This window comes from Acidobacteriota bacterium, assembly GCA_016715115.1.
Lineage (GTDB): Bacteria > Acidobacteriota > Blastocatellia > Pyrinomonadales > Pyrinomonadaceae > JAFDVJ01.
The window spans coordinates 399265-415360 of the sequence record JADKBM010000004.1 but is presented as its reverse complement, the minus strand read 5'-3'; the positions used below and the strand labels follow the sequence as shown (position 1 = coordinate 415360).

The window sequence follows — 16096 nt, the reverse complement described above, 5'->3', positions numbered from 1 at the left end:
ATATAAGTATAACAATGAATTACGAGAAACGGCGGAGGTTTTGCTTTAGGCCTTTGTACGTTAAATCTTTCAATTTATTGAAAAATCTTCACGAATTTGGATTTTTACTCGGTGAACTTGAGAAGGTGACCGAGTTTCTCCTTTTTTGTTTTGAGGTAATGTTCGGCCGGTTCGCGGGCCTCGACTTCAAGCGCGACACGTTCGACGATCTCGAGACCGGCGTCTTTCAGAGCCGCTATTTTTTGGGGATTGTTCGACATTACGCGGACTTTTCTGAGCCCGAGGTCGGAGAGGATCTCGGCGCATTGATGATAATTCCTCGCATCGACCGCGAATCCGAGTTGTTCGTTCGCCTCAACTGTATCCGCCCCTTCGTCCTGCAGAGCGTAAGCCCGGATCTTGTTGACGATGCCGATTCCGCGGCCTTCCTGTTGCTGATAGACGATCGCGCCGCGGCCTTCGCTTTCGATCATCTCCATCGCCCGCTGAAGCTGCGGTCCGCAATCGCATTTAATCGACCCGAAAACGTCGCCCGTGAGACACTGTGAGTGGATCCGGACGAGCGTCGGAACTTCCGGATCGATCTTTTCCTTGAACAAAACGACGAATTCCTCGCCGCTCGTAAGCGATCGGTAACCCGCGATCTTGAAAACGCCGATCACCGTCGGAAGATTCGCGACCGCGATTCTCTGAATTGTCGGATTCTGGTTTTCAGTTGGGATAAGTCCGTTGTTTCCTGACAAAATTGCCGCCTCTAAGCTTTGTAAAGTTCCCGTAAATTATAACTGCCGCCGGACGATTTGGGAAATCTCACCTGCAGCGGCGCAATTCGATCGGAGTATTCGCGGTTTGAACCCAAATTAGGCAATAGACAATTAACACGCCAGATACCCGAAAAATGGCCTTCGTAATCTGGTTTTCGCGTAATCCCCGTGTTTCGGGGTTGAAACGCCGTTCTTTCGCCGGTCAACATACGCCGCGTTGAAGCGTTTGAAGTGTTCGATATGGAAATGCGGGACCAACGGGTCGAGCTGGATGAAATTCGATCGGTCGGACGCATGCGGCGATGTTTCAGTCGGGTTCCGTCCACCGGCTCCGAATCGCGTCGCGATACCCTGAATATAGGAGGCTGTCTGAAAAGTGGATAAATTCGCTGAAAGCGAATCGGATAATAGCCTGGGGTGAGCGAAGCGTAACCCCAGGATTTTAGTCAGATGAGACGCCGACCCTGAAGGGGTCGAAGGTAAGTCGTTGATTGATCTACCCTTGCAGCATTATGATGTCGCGGTGTTCAACAAAGGGCGGCGCTAGTTTCTTTCGCTTTGCCGCACACTACTTTCTTGTCTCGATTGCGACTTTCAGGAATATGGACTTTTCATACAGCCCCATTTTGCGAATCTGTAATCTCGTCGCGTCAGCGACGGCTGATTCAATCGCCGCCGACGCGGTCGGCAACGATTGTTCTTGAGGTTGGGATTCCTACTTCTTCGATTCCTTCTCTTCGGTCACGTCTTCATCAACTTCGTGATGGGCGAAGACATCGCCGGTTCCGAAGATCCGCGAAAGTAGTCCGCTCAGGACTTCGGAAACCTTCGACGGATGAGATTCGGGCGTTGCCAAAGTCAGAGGTTCATCGGCGAATGCGTAGTCGAGCTTCACAAGTTCCGATGTTACGTGGAGGCAAAACGAACAATCGACCAGGTGGCTGACGATCGGCTGCGCCTCGCGTTCACTGATATTTCCTTCGACGAATGCCGTCAGCGAGTCGTCATCCAAATGAGGCTCGTTTCTGACGTGATTGTCGGCAACACGCTGATTGAGGAAGCGGTCAACCAACCCCTGGATCCTCAATTCCTCGCTTCGAATGTCCGTGTTTCCCATTTTAATTCCAGCCTCCCAGACAAAAGACGCGAGTTTTCGCGTTCTTTGCGCAAAAATCTTTATGGGGGGCAAATTTCTACAGGGTGAACGGTGCGTTCCTTCAGGGTGTAATCAGATTTCGATACAAACTCCGGCTCGCGAGATCCTGCGTCGCGAGTTCCATACAGATCGCGATCTCGTCATCGCGGAGCGAATGGTTGGCTCGCAACTCGGTTCGGAAAAGTTGCAGGACCTTTCCGTAACTCTTTTCCAACCAACGCATTATGGTCGATTCGTGGATCCGGCCTTCGGGATTCTTTTCGCGGGTCGATGACTTTCGCTGAAACCAACCGCGGAGCGGCGAGCTTTGATTTTCGACCAACCGAGCGATCTCGCGAAGCTTCAGATTTTCGACGTGATAATAAAGCAGCAAGAGCTTTTCGTGACCGTCCAAACCGCCGAACGCCGTTTCAATCGCCGAGACGGTCGCTTTCCGGTAACGTTGCCGCGTAATCTCGTCGAGCATCGAGTCTTCACCGCCAAGATCGGTGTTCGCGAAACTGGCGTGAACCGCACCCTCACCGACGTTTTCCGTCATCTCATCGAGGGAAACCTCGTCGTGCGACGCGCGATGAAGATCGACCAGCGAATGCCAGATCACCGTTCGCAACCAACCGCGAATGCTGCCGCGGCCGCTGTAGGTCGAGAACTTCGAGACACGCTCCCCGTCGACGACACGCGTCCCGTAAAGTTCGACGTAAACCGTATCGACAACTTCTTGCGCGTTGATCTCGGTACTTGCCAGATGCCGCGCGACGCGTTCGAGATATGACCGATGATGTTGATCGAATTCCCACCAGGCGCGTTCGCAGCCATTGGCGCAGGCGATCGCGAGATAAAGGTCGTCGGCCTGCAGTTGCCCGAGAAATTCGATGATCTGAGCTTCGCTTGGCGCCTGATCGCCGCCCGATGCGACGAATCTGCGGATCGCACGTCCGATCGATTCCTTGAACCAATCCGCCTGCACGTTGAAATTCGGCGCGTTCGCCGCGCAACGAGTCAGGATCTCGTTGACGACGGTTTCGCACTGTTCCGACAAACGCAGGTCTTGCATAGTTTCCGATGCCACAGCGAACATAATTATAGGACGATTGATTTGAAATTAGAAACGGGCGTCGGCGAAAGTTCCCCGACGTACGAGGCGCACAATAACAGACCCGGAAATCAAAATCACTATCCGTTTGGGTAGTAAAATCATCCTATACCGTTCGCGGCAGCGGCGCGCCGGTTCCGTCGTAACGCGACGGGTAGAGATCTTCTTTGTACTGGAGCCGATACAGCCGCCAGTAAAGTCCCCGCAGTCCGAGCAGTTCGTTGTGCGTACCTTGTTCCCGCAGTTCGCCGTGGTGGAAAACGAGGATACGGTCGCAACGCTGGATGGTCGAAAGCCGATGCGCCACGACGAGCGAGGTGCGTTCGAGCATCACGCGGTCGACCGCCTGCTGAATGAGTTGCTCGGTTTCGGTATCGATCGAACTCGTCGCCTCGTCAAGGATCAGGATCTTCGGATCAAACGCCAGAGCGCGCGCGAAAGAAATGAGCTGTTTCTGACCGACGGAGAGCCCGGCGCCGCGTTCCTTGACGACGCTTTCATAGCCGTCGTCGAGTTTGCGCACAAACTCGTCCGCGTGAACCTCGCTCGCCGCCCATTCGATCCGTTCGTCATTGATCGAGCCGTTGCCGAGCCGGATGTTGTCTTTGATCGAGCCGCTGAAGAGAAAGACATCCTGCAGGACGACCGCGAAATTCTCGCGGAGTTCATTCAAATCCCAATCACGGATATCGACTCCGTCAAGCAAGATCCGGCCCTTCTGGACATCGTAAAAACGCATCAGCAGATTGGTCACGGTCGTCTTGCCCGAACCGGTATGCCCGACGAGCGCGACCGATTCGCCGCTTTCGATCGCGAACGAAACGTCTTTGAGGACCCAATCCTCGTTTTTGTAAGCAAACCAGACGTTCTTGAACTCGATCTTTCCAATGGCTTTTCCGGATCTTTTCGGCTGGCTCGGCGTTTCGATCGCGACATCGAGATCGAGGAGAACGAAGATCCGGTGCGACGCGACGATTGCCGCCTGAAGAACGTTGAACTTGTCGGAAAGATCGCGGATCGGTTGAAAAAGCTGTTGCGAATACTGTACGAACGCGATCACGACGCCGACGGTGAGCGTCTTTTCGGCAGCCGACATCTGCGAAATGAACTCGTAACCGGCGAACCATATGACGACCGCGATCCCGATCGTGCCGATGAAGTCGACCATCGGATAAAAGATCGAGTAATAGAAGATCGTCTCGATGTTCGCATTGCGATAATCATCGTTGATGTCGTGGAACCGGCGCTTCGATTTGTCCTCGGCGTTGAACAGTTGGACGGTCTGCGCCCCTGAAATGTACTCCTGAAGAAAGGCATTGAGCTTCGCATTGCGAGTTCTGACCTTGTCGAAACCCTCGCGCGCGCGCTTCCGAAACCAATTCGTTGCGGCAAAAAGCAAAGGGATCGTCACCAGCGAGACGAGCGCCAGTCGCCAATCGAGCCAGAGCATCATCCCGACGATGGCGATGATGATCACCAGATCGCCGAGAACGTCGATGACGCCCGAAGTGAAAAGTTCATTGAGCGCGTCAACGTCGTTGGTCAGACGAGTGATCACGCGTCCGACGGGATTCTTGTCGAAATAGGCGACTTCCTGACGCTGGAGTTTGGTAAAGATCTCGGTCCTGATGTCGAACATCACGCGCTGACCGACGTTGTTCAGCAGGATCTCCTGAAAATACGAGAACAGGAACCGAAAGAGAAAGAGTCCGAAGAAGGCGAAAGAGAACAGCCAAATCCCGTCGGTTCGCTTCGGCGTGATGAAATCATCGACCGCCATCTTGGTGAAATAGGGCTGAAGCGACATCAGGACATTTGTCAGGACCGTCAGTACGAGCGCGGCGACAGAGTATTGCCAATATGGCTTGAGGTAGCCGAAAAGCCTCTTCGCGATTCGAAAATCGTACGTCTTTCCGATCGCGTCTTCTTCGTGGAATTTATTCGGGTCGGACATCTGATTTTGGATTTTAGGTTTTTGAGTATGGATTGGCAATGACGATTTGAACTTAGAACTGGGAACTGAGAACTGAGAACTGAGAACTGAGAACTTTGCACTCTGCACTCTGCACTCTGCACTTTGCACTCTGCACTCTGCACTCTGCACTCTGCACTCTGCACTCTGCACTGACTCCGGTTTCGTGCGACCGAACATCAGGGTATAATCTCTCTGATTCGGATACGGCATTCCCAAATCCCAATTCGCGAATCCGAAATCAAGATGGGTTTCACCGACGATCGAAAAAACAACTGGGAGCGACTCGAGGACCTTTTGGCCCTGATCGAGGGTAATTCGCTGCGACTTTTGTCGCGCGCCGAAGTTCGCGAATTCGGCGAACTTTACCGGCGGGCGGCGACCGATCTTGCGATCGCCCGCAGCGAGACTCGCGATCCGAAGCTGATCAACTATCTGAACAGCCTCGTGATCCGCGCTCACGGGAAGATCTATCGCGCGGAAACGCAGGGTTTCGGGATCATCTGGCAGTTCTTCACACGCGACTTTCCGGTCACTTTCCGCAAGAACATCCGCTATATGCTGATCGCGTTCAGCCTCTTCGCGGTCTTTGCCGTGTTCGGGTTTATCGCAACCTGGCGCGACATCGGTTTTACGGATTTCGTTTATCTTTCCGGGATCGAGTATCAAATCAAGGAAAACAACCAGTGGTGGCTGGGTTTGAACGATGCGAACCAGGTCGGTTCGAGCCAGATAATGACGAACAATATCGGCGTCACGTTTCGCGTGTTCGCGATGGGCGCGTTGTTCGGCGTCGGCGCGGCTTATGATCTGGCATTAGAAGGCGCGCGTTTCGGCAGCGTTTTCGCGGCCTGTTATTCGCTGAACCCGCCGTTCGGCGACGCGCTCGCGGCGTTCGTCGTCGGGCACGGCGTGATCGAACTTTCAACTATTTTTTTCTGTGCCGGCGCGGGAATGATGATTGGCTACGCGCTCATCAATCCGGGCGATCTGACACGTGCACAGGCGCTTAAGAAAAAGGGAATGGAGGCGACCCGGATAGTCATCGGCAGCGCGTGTTTGCTCGTCATCGCCGGCACGATCGAGGGATTTCTTTCGCCGTCGGCGCTTCCACCTGTCGTCAAATGGCTGACCGGAATCTCGACCGGCGTAGCGATGTATTCGTATCTTCTTCTTGTCGGGCGTTCATCAATGAATAAAGCGGATGTTTCAAACGGAGACATAGCCTTTGAGAAACAAGAAATAGTGTAGAAATTCTGACAGCACGACGAAACCTCGGGATTCAGCCATCCCGCGAAATATCCCGGGTTCTTGCCGGCGTTGCGGACCAAAGTGTCTGCACGATTCCGGATCAACCTCTGGCAGATGTCTTTTGGCGAGATGTCGGACAAAATGCTCAGGAGTTTTCAACCGTCGTTCCGACTTCCTGACCAAAGGCAAGCTCGAGCGTATGACCGTCCGGGTCGCGCAGAAACGCCCAATAACCGACCGGGTATCCGGAATCGGTCGGGCCTTCGATCAAAACTCCGTCGGATCGCGCGATCGCGCAGAGTCGATCGACTTCCGCGCGGCTCGCGCATCCGACTCCGAGATGAGCGAACGGCCGCAACGTCGCGTTGATCTCAGAAACTTCGATCAGAACGATCACGAACGGCCGAGTTCTGTCCGAGATCCAAACGACTCGAACGCCCGAATCGGCGATCCGCTCGTGGACGATCTCCATCGACGCATACCGCGCATAGAAATCGAGCGTTTGGTTCATATTTGAAACTTCGAGCGCGATATGTGTCAGGCCGACGTCGTTCATAATTCGGATTTGGGATTTGCGATTGGGGATTCCGGATTCCAGATTCGGTTTTCATTCGCAGACTAACAACTATCAAATATCCGCTATCAACTACTCCGAAATCACTGTCTTCCGAATAAATGAGGTTGATAACCGTGCCGGAAACCGCAAAGCTCCCGAATCTGGAATCTGGAATCTGGAATCTGGAATTTCCGGAATCCCCAATCGCAAATCCCAAATCCCAAATCGCAAATCACAGCAGTCCCCTTTCTTTGACCCGCAAATAGGTCTCAAGTAGTCTCGGGGCGAGCGTGTTCGCCGTTACGTCGAGCGCGAGTCCGCCGAGAGTCTCGACGTATCGCAAAGCCGCTTCTCGCTGGTGGATGATCTCCTGCGCCGCAGATTGGACGAACACCTCCTTCAAGTCATTCGGCACTTCGCTGACCGTCGCGTTCAGGTCACGGTCGCCGATCGTCACGACGAGCGGCAGGTGGCGCGGACGCAGAAGACTCAGCGAATTGATCAGTTCGCGCGACGATTCTTTGTCGACGAGATCGGTCAAAATAATGACGAACGCGCGTTTTTTCGTATTCGACGCGATAAATTGAAACGCCCGCGCGTAACTCGGCTCGATCAGTTCGGGCTCGAGATCGTGGAGCGCTTCGAGCACGGCGTCGATATGTTCGATGCCTTTTTTCGGAGGGAGAAACTTCTTGACGCGCCGTCCGAATACCATCAGTCCGCAGTTGTCGCCGCCACGTGCGGCCGCGGACATCAGCGCGAGAGAGGCGTGGATCGCGGTGTCGAACTTCGTTTCGTCGTTGATCCGCCCGGTCATCAAGCGTCCGCCGTCGATGGCGACGATGATCGTCTGGTCTCGTTCGATCTGATACTGGCGCGTGATGAGTTTCGAGCGCCGCGCGGTCGCCGTCCACGAAAGATGGCGCATCTCGTCGCCTCGGACGTAGTCGCGCATCGATTCGAATTCGCGCCCCTCGCCGCGGCGGACCGATTTGCGTTGGATCGCGAGATAACTCTGGGCCCCGAGCGCTTTGAGCTCGATCTCTCGCGCCCGACGCATATTCGGGTAGACCTTGACCGCTTGCGAGATATCGAATTCGGTCTGGCACCAGACCATTCCGAGCCGCGAACGAATGCGCGCGGCGAGCTTTCCAAATTCATACCGGCCGCGGTTCGGCGGCGTCAGATCGTAAGAAAACTCCGCCGAAGTATGCGCCGCAACCTTGAACTCCGCTTCGCGCGGCCCGCCGAGCCGCATCGCGTCCGGATACTCGTCCTTGATTCGCAAGTCAAGATCGCGCGGCGTCGGATTTTCGATTCGCAGCGTAACGCGCGTCGGATCGCCGATCGCAAAACGCTTTGCAAAGCTTCGGTTGACTACGATTTCGTCAGCGAGCCTGCGGCTTGTGAAATAGTCGATCAGCGTGACGACAATAATAGCGGCATCGAATCCGACAACGATCCAGCGCAGGACCGGGACGCTCCACGAAAGCGACAACGGGACCAGTCCAAAGGCGAGCAAAAGGTAGAATTTGCGGGTGAAGACGAAGCGCATCGTTTGCCGATGATTATATCGCCGCCGACACGAATGTCCAACATAATTCGAGACCGGATGAACTATAATCGTAGTTGATGAGAAGTGTCGGGGAAAACGTGCAGGCGGCGATCGATCTGATGGGTAGCGGATCGTATCGAAGCGCTTTTGTACCGGCGTCGCTGGCGGTCGAATCGACGATTCGGAAATCAACCGGACGCGAAGTCGTCTCCGAGGATGATCTGCGCCGTTATCTCAAGGAAAACTGGGCGTTGATCACGTTTATGGGAATGCCGCGCGCGCTGCCGCTGCCGCTCAGCATTCCGTTCGGATTGAAACGGATCGTGCCCGTTTTCAGCGTCCACGGCGGCGCCGAAGAGATCGTCGACCTTGTCGTGACCCAGACGCTCCGTCTCGGCCGGCTTCCGGATGAATTTGCGGTCAATTCCGGCGGAACGTTCGAGATCAAGGATGGCAAACTGCTTCTGCCGATCGGATTGATCAACGGAATTCTCGGAAGCGTTATCTTTGATCGGTCAAACGGTGACGAGGCCATCGGCGTGAATTACTGGATCAGCATTTCGGATTTCAAGATGTTCATCTCGGAACTCTGGGGCCGTGCCGATCTCGCCGCTCGGATCATGAAGTTCTATCTTGAGCGGGACTAGGCAAGTGCGCACGGTTCGCCGTCAAATCAGTCGGCGGGCGCGGAAAGGGTTGCCGTGACTCTGTGGAAAAAATATGGAAGCCCAGGTCAAACTTGGTCGGATCTTCGGAATTCAAATCGGTCTGCATTACAGCTGGCTGATCATCGCGGTGTTGATCTCGCTCTCGCTTTCGAATTACTTCTCCGGAGTACATCCTGATTGGAGTCGCGGCACGATCTGGACAATCGCGATAGCGACGGCGATTCTGTTCTTCGTCGCCATCATTCTTCACGAACTGTCGCACGCGACGGTCGCCAAGATGCGGGGTTTGCCGGTGAGTTCCATCACGCTTTTCGCACTCGGCGGAGTCGCACAACTCGACAAAGAGCCGGAAGATCCAAAAACGGAATTTTGGATGGCAATTGCCGGTCCGATCGCGAGTGTGGTCATCGGGGCTGTCTGTTTGGGGCTGGCCTGGACGCTAGGATGGACGCCGCCGGCCGATCCCGTTACGCCGCTTATGGCAATGCTCGTTTGGCTCGGTTACATCAATTTCGCGCTTGCATTCTTCAATACCATCCCAAGCTATCCGATGGACGGCGGGCGTGTGCTCCGAGCCATTGTCTGGTGGTTCACCGGCAACGCCAACCGGGCGACGCGAGCCGCATCGCTGACCGGACAATTCGTCGCCTTCGGCTTTATCTTTTCAGGACTGTGGCAGTTCTTTAGCGGGGCGGGTTTCGGCGGATTGTGGATGGCGTTCATCGGTTGGTTTCTCCTGACCGCCGCCAAGGCAAGCTATGTGCAGGTCGAACTCAAGGAAAAACTTGGGGGCGTGAGTGTCGGTGATTTGATGTCGCGGGATTGTCCCGTTCTCGACAGCAACGAAAATTTGCAGACATTTGTCGACGATCATCTCCTCAGGACCGGACAGCGTTGTTTTATGGTAGTTCAAAACGGCGAACCGGTCGGGCTGATAACGCCTAACGAGATAGCGGCCGTTGAACGCCGTCTTTGGGCTTTTAAAACAACGATCGATGCGATGCGGCCGATCGAGAGTCTTTTTACGGTAGCGCCTGAGATGCCTGCGATTGAAGCCTTGGAGATCATCGGACGCGAAGGTGTCAATCAATTGCCCGTCGTCGAAAACGGAAAACTCAAGGGAATCATTTCGCGCGAACAGATCGTCAATTATCTGTTCACCCGCGAGCAATTGAATTTGTAGGCAGATCGGCAATGTCACGTAAATTTATCTCAAATTACGCAATAGGAAATATGCTCCCGCGAAACACACCAAATACGCGAAATCGATTCTGCGATCAAGAAGTGGCCCGGAAAACCGCGGCAGTTGTCAGTACGCGCAACCTGGGCGATAAACGGCCCTGCCACAATAGTTTACAAGTTTAGCGCGGTCAGATAATGCTCGGCCAGGCCCGTCACATCGAGAAAACAGTTTCGCGTTTTTTAGCGTTATTTCGCGGTCAAAATTTCTATTGCGTGATCTGGGTTTATGTTATTGCAGAACTTGCGAATTGCTCAGACCTCGGAAAGTTCCGTCAAGCAAGAATCGCCCGCCCACTGGAAATGGATTTGTAAACGCATAGAATTGAAACCATATGAACGTTCTTGTCCTGAACTGCGGCAGTTCGTCGCTCAAATTTCAACTGATCGCAACCGATCTGGAGCGTATCGCGCAACATCGCGACCAACGCCTCGCCCACGGACAGATCGAGCACATTGGCGGTGCGGCGATCATCACCCTGACCGCGGAGGGAAAGATCTCCCAACGCTCTGCAAAGCCGATCAGAGACATCCGGGCGGGAGTCGAAACCATTCTCCGCTGGATCGCCTCCGAGGCTTCGGAAATCGATGAAATCAAGAGCCTTGCGGATATTCACGCGGTCGGGCATCGGGTTGTTCACGGCGGTGAGCGTTTCTCTGAATCAGTGGTCATTACCGACGAGGTGATGCGCGGAATCGAAGACTGCATTGAACTGGCGCCGCTTCACAATCCTGCGAACATCAAAGGAATTCTCGCCGCCCGCGAAATTATCGGCACGGGGCTTCCGCAGGTCGCCGTCTTCGATACGGCGTTTCATCAGACCTTGCCCGAAAAGGCCTATCTTTACGCGATCCCGTATCAATTCTATCGCCGCCACAAAATCCGGCGCTACGGTTTTCACGGCACGTCGCATCGTTACGTCGCTTTTCGCTATCGGCACCTTCTCGACATCCCGCGCGAAATGGTGAATATTATTACGCTTCATCTCGGCAACGGCTGTTCGATCACGGCCATAAAAGGCGGCAACTCGATCGAAACTTCGATGGGGCTGACACCGCTGGAAGGCATGATGATGGGAACCCGCTCGGGCGATCTGGATCCGGCAATCATTGAGTTCATTTGTGCCCGGGAAGGCTTCTCGGTGCACGAGGTCGAAATGCTTCTGAACACTCAATCGGGACTTCTCGGCATATCGGGATTAACCAATGATATGCGTGAATTGCTCGCCGAAGCAGATGAAAACAATGATCGCCGGGCGCGTCTCGCAATCGAAATATTCTGTTATCGCGTGTCCAAATACATCGGTTCGTATCTCGCGGCGATGAACGGTGCCGACGCAATCGTCTTTGGGGGCGGCATCGGCGAGAATTCACCGCATATCAGATCGATGATCTGCGAGAATCTCAAATGGCTGGGAGTCGAGCTGGACGCCGATCGCAATGAGGGACTCGATTATGCTGCCGAAGGCCGCATCAGCACGGAAAATTCTCGTTTGGGCGTCTACGTGATTCCGACAAACGAGGAATTACTGATCGCCCGCGATACCGTTCGGCTTGTCAGTTAATCCCGAGTTGCGCGGATCAACCTCAAGATGCGAATATCCGGACAATCGGCGTCAGGTTTGAGACTTGGGATGCTTCGGACTTTCGCGTCGGGCGTCCGCGGCAACGCGCCAACCCGACGATCCGCGAGTCCGTACCGCCTGCGTCAGCGGGCGAGACTTGGGATGCTTCGGACTTTCGCGTCGGGCGTCCGCGGCAACGCGCCAACCCGACAATCCGCGAGTCAGTACCGTCTGCGTCAGCGGGCGGGCAACCGCGGCCGGACGAAATCAGGAGCTTTGAAAAACCCTCGTTTTTTGCACACAGATGAACAGAGATGGGATGAGATCAAGTAGATGCGTCCGATCGGAAAACATCCTTGAAAAAAGAGCGGTCAAAACCAAGAAACGCCTGATCGTTTCTTTGCGAACTTAGCGGACTCTGCGTTAGATTCCGCGCTGAGTACGCAAAGTCCGCGTAGAATCGACAATCGCAAATCCCCATTCCCCGATTGCACGCCATTCAACCCAGATTACGCATTAGCGGATTTTGCCCGCGAATCCTCGCCAATCGGCGCGAATGGAAATCCGGTTTAAGAGCGCGCCGAAAGACTCCGTTTTTATGAAATTGGGACACAAAGCTTCGAAAAGCGGTTTGTTCGGACGCGTTCGGACAAAATTCTATTCGCGCCGATTCGCGGAAATTCGCGGGCAAACTTTCCATTGCGTAATTCGGGTGTGCGCCGTACTCGGTGCGATTGACTAGTGGTGGAAGGAACCACACAGATAAATGTTGGTGAAATCTGTTAGCTGACGAGCGGCGGGTACGGGCAACCGTACAAGTCGGAGCCTCGTGACAAAGGCCGCCGAGGGCGGTCGAGCGAAGCAGCAGGCCCAAACGTGAGTGAAGCTTGAGCAGGCCTCGAAAGAGCTAATGCGAACGCCGACCCGCCACCCAAACGGGGAAGGCAGTACGAAACGGGGAAGACACCGACAAACGCACCCGCTTCGGTTCGCCGGGGTAATGAGCTGGGCATGTTGTGAAAGCCAATCGCGCAAATACGGGAAGCCCGGAGCTGTGGGAGTCGCGATCCCAACCGGAAGGTCTGGCAACAGGCGCGGACGGGCAGCGACGGGTGGCGGATGGGGTTGTAGGAGCGTCGAAGCGGAGTAATGTCCGCCGAGCAAAGGACCCCAACTTTGAATGCTCTAGTGGTAGACGAGGTGAGGTGATTGACGTGAGTCTGGAAACACCGGAATCGATCCGGAAACTACAACGAAAGCTGTATTGCAAAGCGAAGGCGGAACCGCAATTCCGGTTCTACCAGCTCTACGACAAGATCTGGCGGAGCGATATACTGGCCCATGCCTGGAAGCTGTCGCGCGAAAAGCGCGGAGCGCCGGGTGTGGACGGGGGTGACGTTCGATCAGATCGAAGAGCAGGGTGTGGAAGACTGGCTGAGCGGACTGCAAGAAGAGCTGAAAGGCAAAAGCTACCGTCCACAGGCGGTGCGCAGGGTGATGATCCCGAAGCCCGACGGCGGGGAGCGTCCATTGGGATTGCCGACGATCAGAGACCGGGTCGTCCAGACAGCCGCAAAGCTGGTTCTGGAGCCGATCTTTGAGGCGGACATGGAAGACGAAGCCTACGGCTATCGGCCGAGGCGAAGCGCCATCGATGCGGTCAAAGCGGTTCACAGGGCGCTGATTGAGGGGCACACGCAGGTCGTCGATGCGGATCTGTCGAAATACTTCGACAATATCCCGCACGACGAACTGATGCGTTCGATCACGCTGCGGATCGTGGACAGGGAGGTGCTGAGACTGCTCAAAAGCTGGCTGCAGGCACCCGTGCAAAGCGAAGGGCCGAAGGGGCCGAACATGAGCGGGGGCAAGAAGAACAAGACCGGTACGCCGCAGGGCGGCGGCATCAGTCCGTTGCTTGCCAATCGCTACATGAACCGGTATCTGCGGTACTGGAAGCAATGCTCGGGCGAGCGGCAGTTTGCGGCCCGGCTGGTGAACTACGCGGATGACTTTGTCATCCTCAGCCGGGGCAAGGCCAACGAGGCTCTGGCGTGGACAAGGCAGGCAATGACGAAGCTGAAACTGGAGATAAACGAGACCAAGACCTGCGTGCGAAACGCGGGAACGGAGCAGTTTGATTTCCTGGGCTACAGCTTTGGCCTGCACTACTACGCCAGAGATGGCGGCAGGCGCTACCTTGGCGCCAGCGCGTCCCGCAAAAGCGTCAAGCGGATCAAAGCCAAAATCAGTGAAACTCTGCGCCCGCAATCAGGCGCATGGGCGGATGTGCGCGACAGCCTCAACCGCACGCTGATCGGATGGGAAGGATACTTCCACTACGGCAGCAAACGGAAGAGCTATCAGGCAGTCAATGCCCATGTGATCAAAACGGTGCGGAACTTCTTGCAGCGGCGCCACAAGGTGTCCTCGCGGGGCACTCGTCAGTTTGCTTACGCCAAGATCTTTGCCGATCTCGGAGTTCACCAAATTGGCAAAAGAAGAAATGGCTCTCTGCCGACAGCGTTGCAATGAATCAAGTCGGAGAGCCGGATGCGGGAAATCCGCACGTCCGGTTCGATGAGCGGGGACTGGAAACGGAGCCTAAGCAACCGCGCCAGTCTTCGACTCTACTCAATGCGGCTTTGGCGACCGGATGTGCGGGAAGTCTGTGCCTTTCAGGGACGGGCTACCCTTCCACGCGGCTACGCCGCCAATTGCGGAATTGCGGCAAAGCCGCGGCGTTTGGGCAATTGTCGCGGGGCCGGAAATCCGTCACGCGCAGTTTGTCCTCTTAGATCGGTTTCGGCGCCGGCCGGCTTATGCCGTCGCAAGTCGCGGACTTCCGGGCCGGAAAAACGACACCGTCCAGAAAACGCAAAAGAGCGAAACGGCAATGACCGCAAACATCAGTGCCGAAGGCTGATAGATCTCGCTCATCGCGATCACCGCTGCCGGCGTCGCGAGATTTCGAAGCGATTCCGAGATCCACGTCCAGGATTTCGCCTCAAGAATCCCGCTCCAATTTATGATCTGCCACCAGAGCATCGCCGCGCCGAACCACTTTTCACCGGTAGTCCAGCCGTAAGTATTCGAGATCACTCCGATCATCAAGGCAATCCCGAGCACTACCTGCAAGACCATATAAAACCGTGAGTTAGCGAACATCTCGGGGCGAAACTTCACTTGGTTTCCACGGTTTATGTCGGGTTTTTCTTTCGTCGGCAGTCCGCGAGGAACCCAACCCGCAGGCATAAACCAAACGCGGATCTTGTCCCACCAAAACGGTGCCGCGACGGCCATCTTCCAGAGCGCGATATAGAAGTGAAAATTGATGCGGATCGGGTTCCACGAATTCGGATGATCGAGAATACCGTACGCGACCGGCTCCTGTTCCTCCTCAAAAGTTCCGAACATCCGATCCCAAATGATCAGAAACTCGCCGTAATTCTTGTCGAGATACTGCAAGTTCACGCCGTGGTGCACGCGATGGTGCGAAGGCGTCGTGAACAGCCATTCTATCGGTCGCGGGAATTTGTAAATGAACTCCGTGTGATGCAAAAACGCGATGAACAGATGAATCGCGACGACGGTGTAGATATGCGCCGGCTGAAAGCCGACGATCGTCAGAACCCAAAAGAACAGGAACGAGGAAAGCCGCTGGGTGACGCTCGCGCGCAAGGCGACGAAAAAGTTCATCTCCTCGGCCGAATGATGCGGCGAATGCGCGGCCCAGAGGATATTGATCTCGTGCCCCCAGCGGTGAATCCAATAGAAGACGAAATCAACTCCGAGCAAAAGCAGGATCGAACTCCACCAGTTGATCGGGATCGTGAAAATCCGAAAATGCTCCCACAAATAGCCGTAAGCGTAGAAGACCCCGACCATCACAAGCACATTCGTTGTTTGATTGCCGAGCTGCGTCCCGAAGTTGGCGATCGCTTCGTTGAACGTGATCAACCGCCGTTTCGTCGCCCAGCAGGCCGCGATCTCGAGCAGGATGAACACGAGCGCGATCGGTGTTATATAAAAATAGACGTTGGTTTCCTGCATCGGTCAGAGTCCTGATTTGCCATCGCCGTACTTCGAGCGAAGCGGATGTTTTTCATGCCGAGCTCGCCAAGAATCGCGTTGCGGACCTCGCGGTCTTTGCGCGAGGCGATCTTTTTTCACGCGAAGCTCGCCAAGTTCATCTGCGCGAAACAGCTTTCCGGCGCCGGGTTCACCAAGGTGATGAATCAAAATACTCTGCAAATATAGTTCAACATCCTCCAATT

Annotated in this window: 11 protein-coding genes and 1 pseudogene; 5 read left to right on the top strand and 7 right to left on the bottom strand. The window is 55.0% G+C overall.

All coding sequences use genetic code 11. The annotated features are described in order from the left end of the window. Positions 1–104 precede the first annotated feature (104 nt). From ribA to IPN69_04025, 4 genes are all read right to left on the bottom strand, one after another. Positions 105–743 carry a GTP cyclohydrolase II gene (ribA, locus tag IPN69_04040; GenBank protein MBK8809883.1) on the bottom strand — a complete coding sequence of 213 codons (639 nt, stop codon included), beginning with the start codon at positions 741–743 and terminating at the stop codon, positions 105–107. 736 nt (positions 744–1479) lie between these two features. Further along, complete coding sequence (locus tag IPN69_04035; protein ID MBK8809882.1) at positions 1480–1881, bottom strand: hypothetical protein; 402 nt, start codon at positions 1879–1881, stop codon at positions 1480–1482. A 100-nt stretch (positions 1882–1981) separates the two neighbouring features. Continuing rightward, a complete protein-coding gene (locus tag IPN69_04030; GenBank protein MBK8809881.1) occupies positions 1982–2998 on the bottom strand; it encodes a hypothetical protein in 1017 nt (338 codons plus the stop codon). A gap of 121 nt (positions 2999–3119) precedes the next feature. Beyond that, positions 3120–4967 carry an ABC transporter ATP-binding protein gene (locus IPN69_04025; protein MBK8809880.1) on the bottom strand — a complete coding sequence of 616 codons (1848 nt, stop codon included), beginning with the start codon at positions 4965–4967 and terminating at the stop codon, positions 3120–3122. A 264-nt stretch (positions 4968–5231) separates the two neighbouring features. Here IPN69_04025 and IPN69_04020 point away from each other — a divergent pair, with 264 nt between their 5' ends. Next, on the top strand, positions 5232–6236 hold the full coding sequence (locus IPN69_04020) for a stage II sporulation protein M (GenBank protein ID MBK8809879.1): 1005 nt from the start codon (positions 5232–5234) through the stop codon (positions 6234–6236). A gap of 145 nt (positions 6237–6381) precedes the next feature. Here the strand turns inward: IPN69_04020 and IPN69_04015 are convergent, their stop codons facing one another. Both IPN69_04015 and IPN69_04010 read right to left on the bottom strand, forming a co-directional pair. After that, positions 6382–6792 carry a VOC family protein gene (locus IPN69_04015; protein ID MBK8809878.1) on the bottom strand — a complete coding sequence of 137 codons (411 nt, stop codon included), beginning with the start codon at positions 6790–6792 and terminating at the stop codon, positions 6382–6384. A gap of 232 nt (positions 6793–7024) precedes the next feature. Then, a complete protein-coding gene (locus IPN69_04010; protein MBK8809877.1) occupies positions 7025–8347 on the bottom strand; it encodes a DUF58 domain-containing protein in 1323 nt (440 codons plus the stop codon). Between the two features lie 77 nt (positions 8348–8424). Here IPN69_04010 and IPN69_04005 point away from each other — a divergent pair, with 77 nt between their 5' ends. The 4 genes and pseudogenes from IPN69_04005 (at position 8425) to ltrA (ending at position 14354) form a co-directional block, all read left to right on the top strand. Continuing rightward, positions 8425–8994: a hypothetical protein gene (locus IPN69_04005; GenBank protein ID MBK8809876.1), complete on the top strand. Its 570-nt coding sequence runs from the start codon at positions 8425–8427 to the stop codon at positions 8992–8994. Positions 8995–9067: 73 nt separating this feature from the next. Continuing rightward, on the top strand, positions 9068–10198 hold the full coding sequence (locus tag IPN69_04000; GenBank protein ID MBK8809875.1) for a site-2 protease family protein: 1131 nt from the start codon (positions 9068–9070) through the stop codon (positions 10196–10198). 391 nt (positions 10199–10589) lie between these two features. Beyond that, entirely contained in the window at positions 10590–11819 is a 1230-nt protein-coding gene (locus IPN69_03995; GenBank protein ID MBK8809874.1) for an acetate kinase, read from the top strand. Positions 11820–13033: 1214 nt separating this feature from the next. Next, positions 13034–14354: pseudogene (gene ltrA / locus IPN69_03990) on the top strand (group II intron reverse transcriptase/maturase). A gap of 285 nt (positions 14355–14639) precedes the next feature. Here ltrA and IPN69_03985 read toward each other — a convergent pair. Further along, on the bottom strand, positions 14640–15872 hold the full coding sequence (locus tag IPN69_03985) for a sterol desaturase family protein (GenBank protein ID MBK8809873.1): 1233 nt from the start codon (positions 15870–15872) through the stop codon (positions 14640–14642). Positions 15873–16096 lie beyond the last annotated feature (224 nt).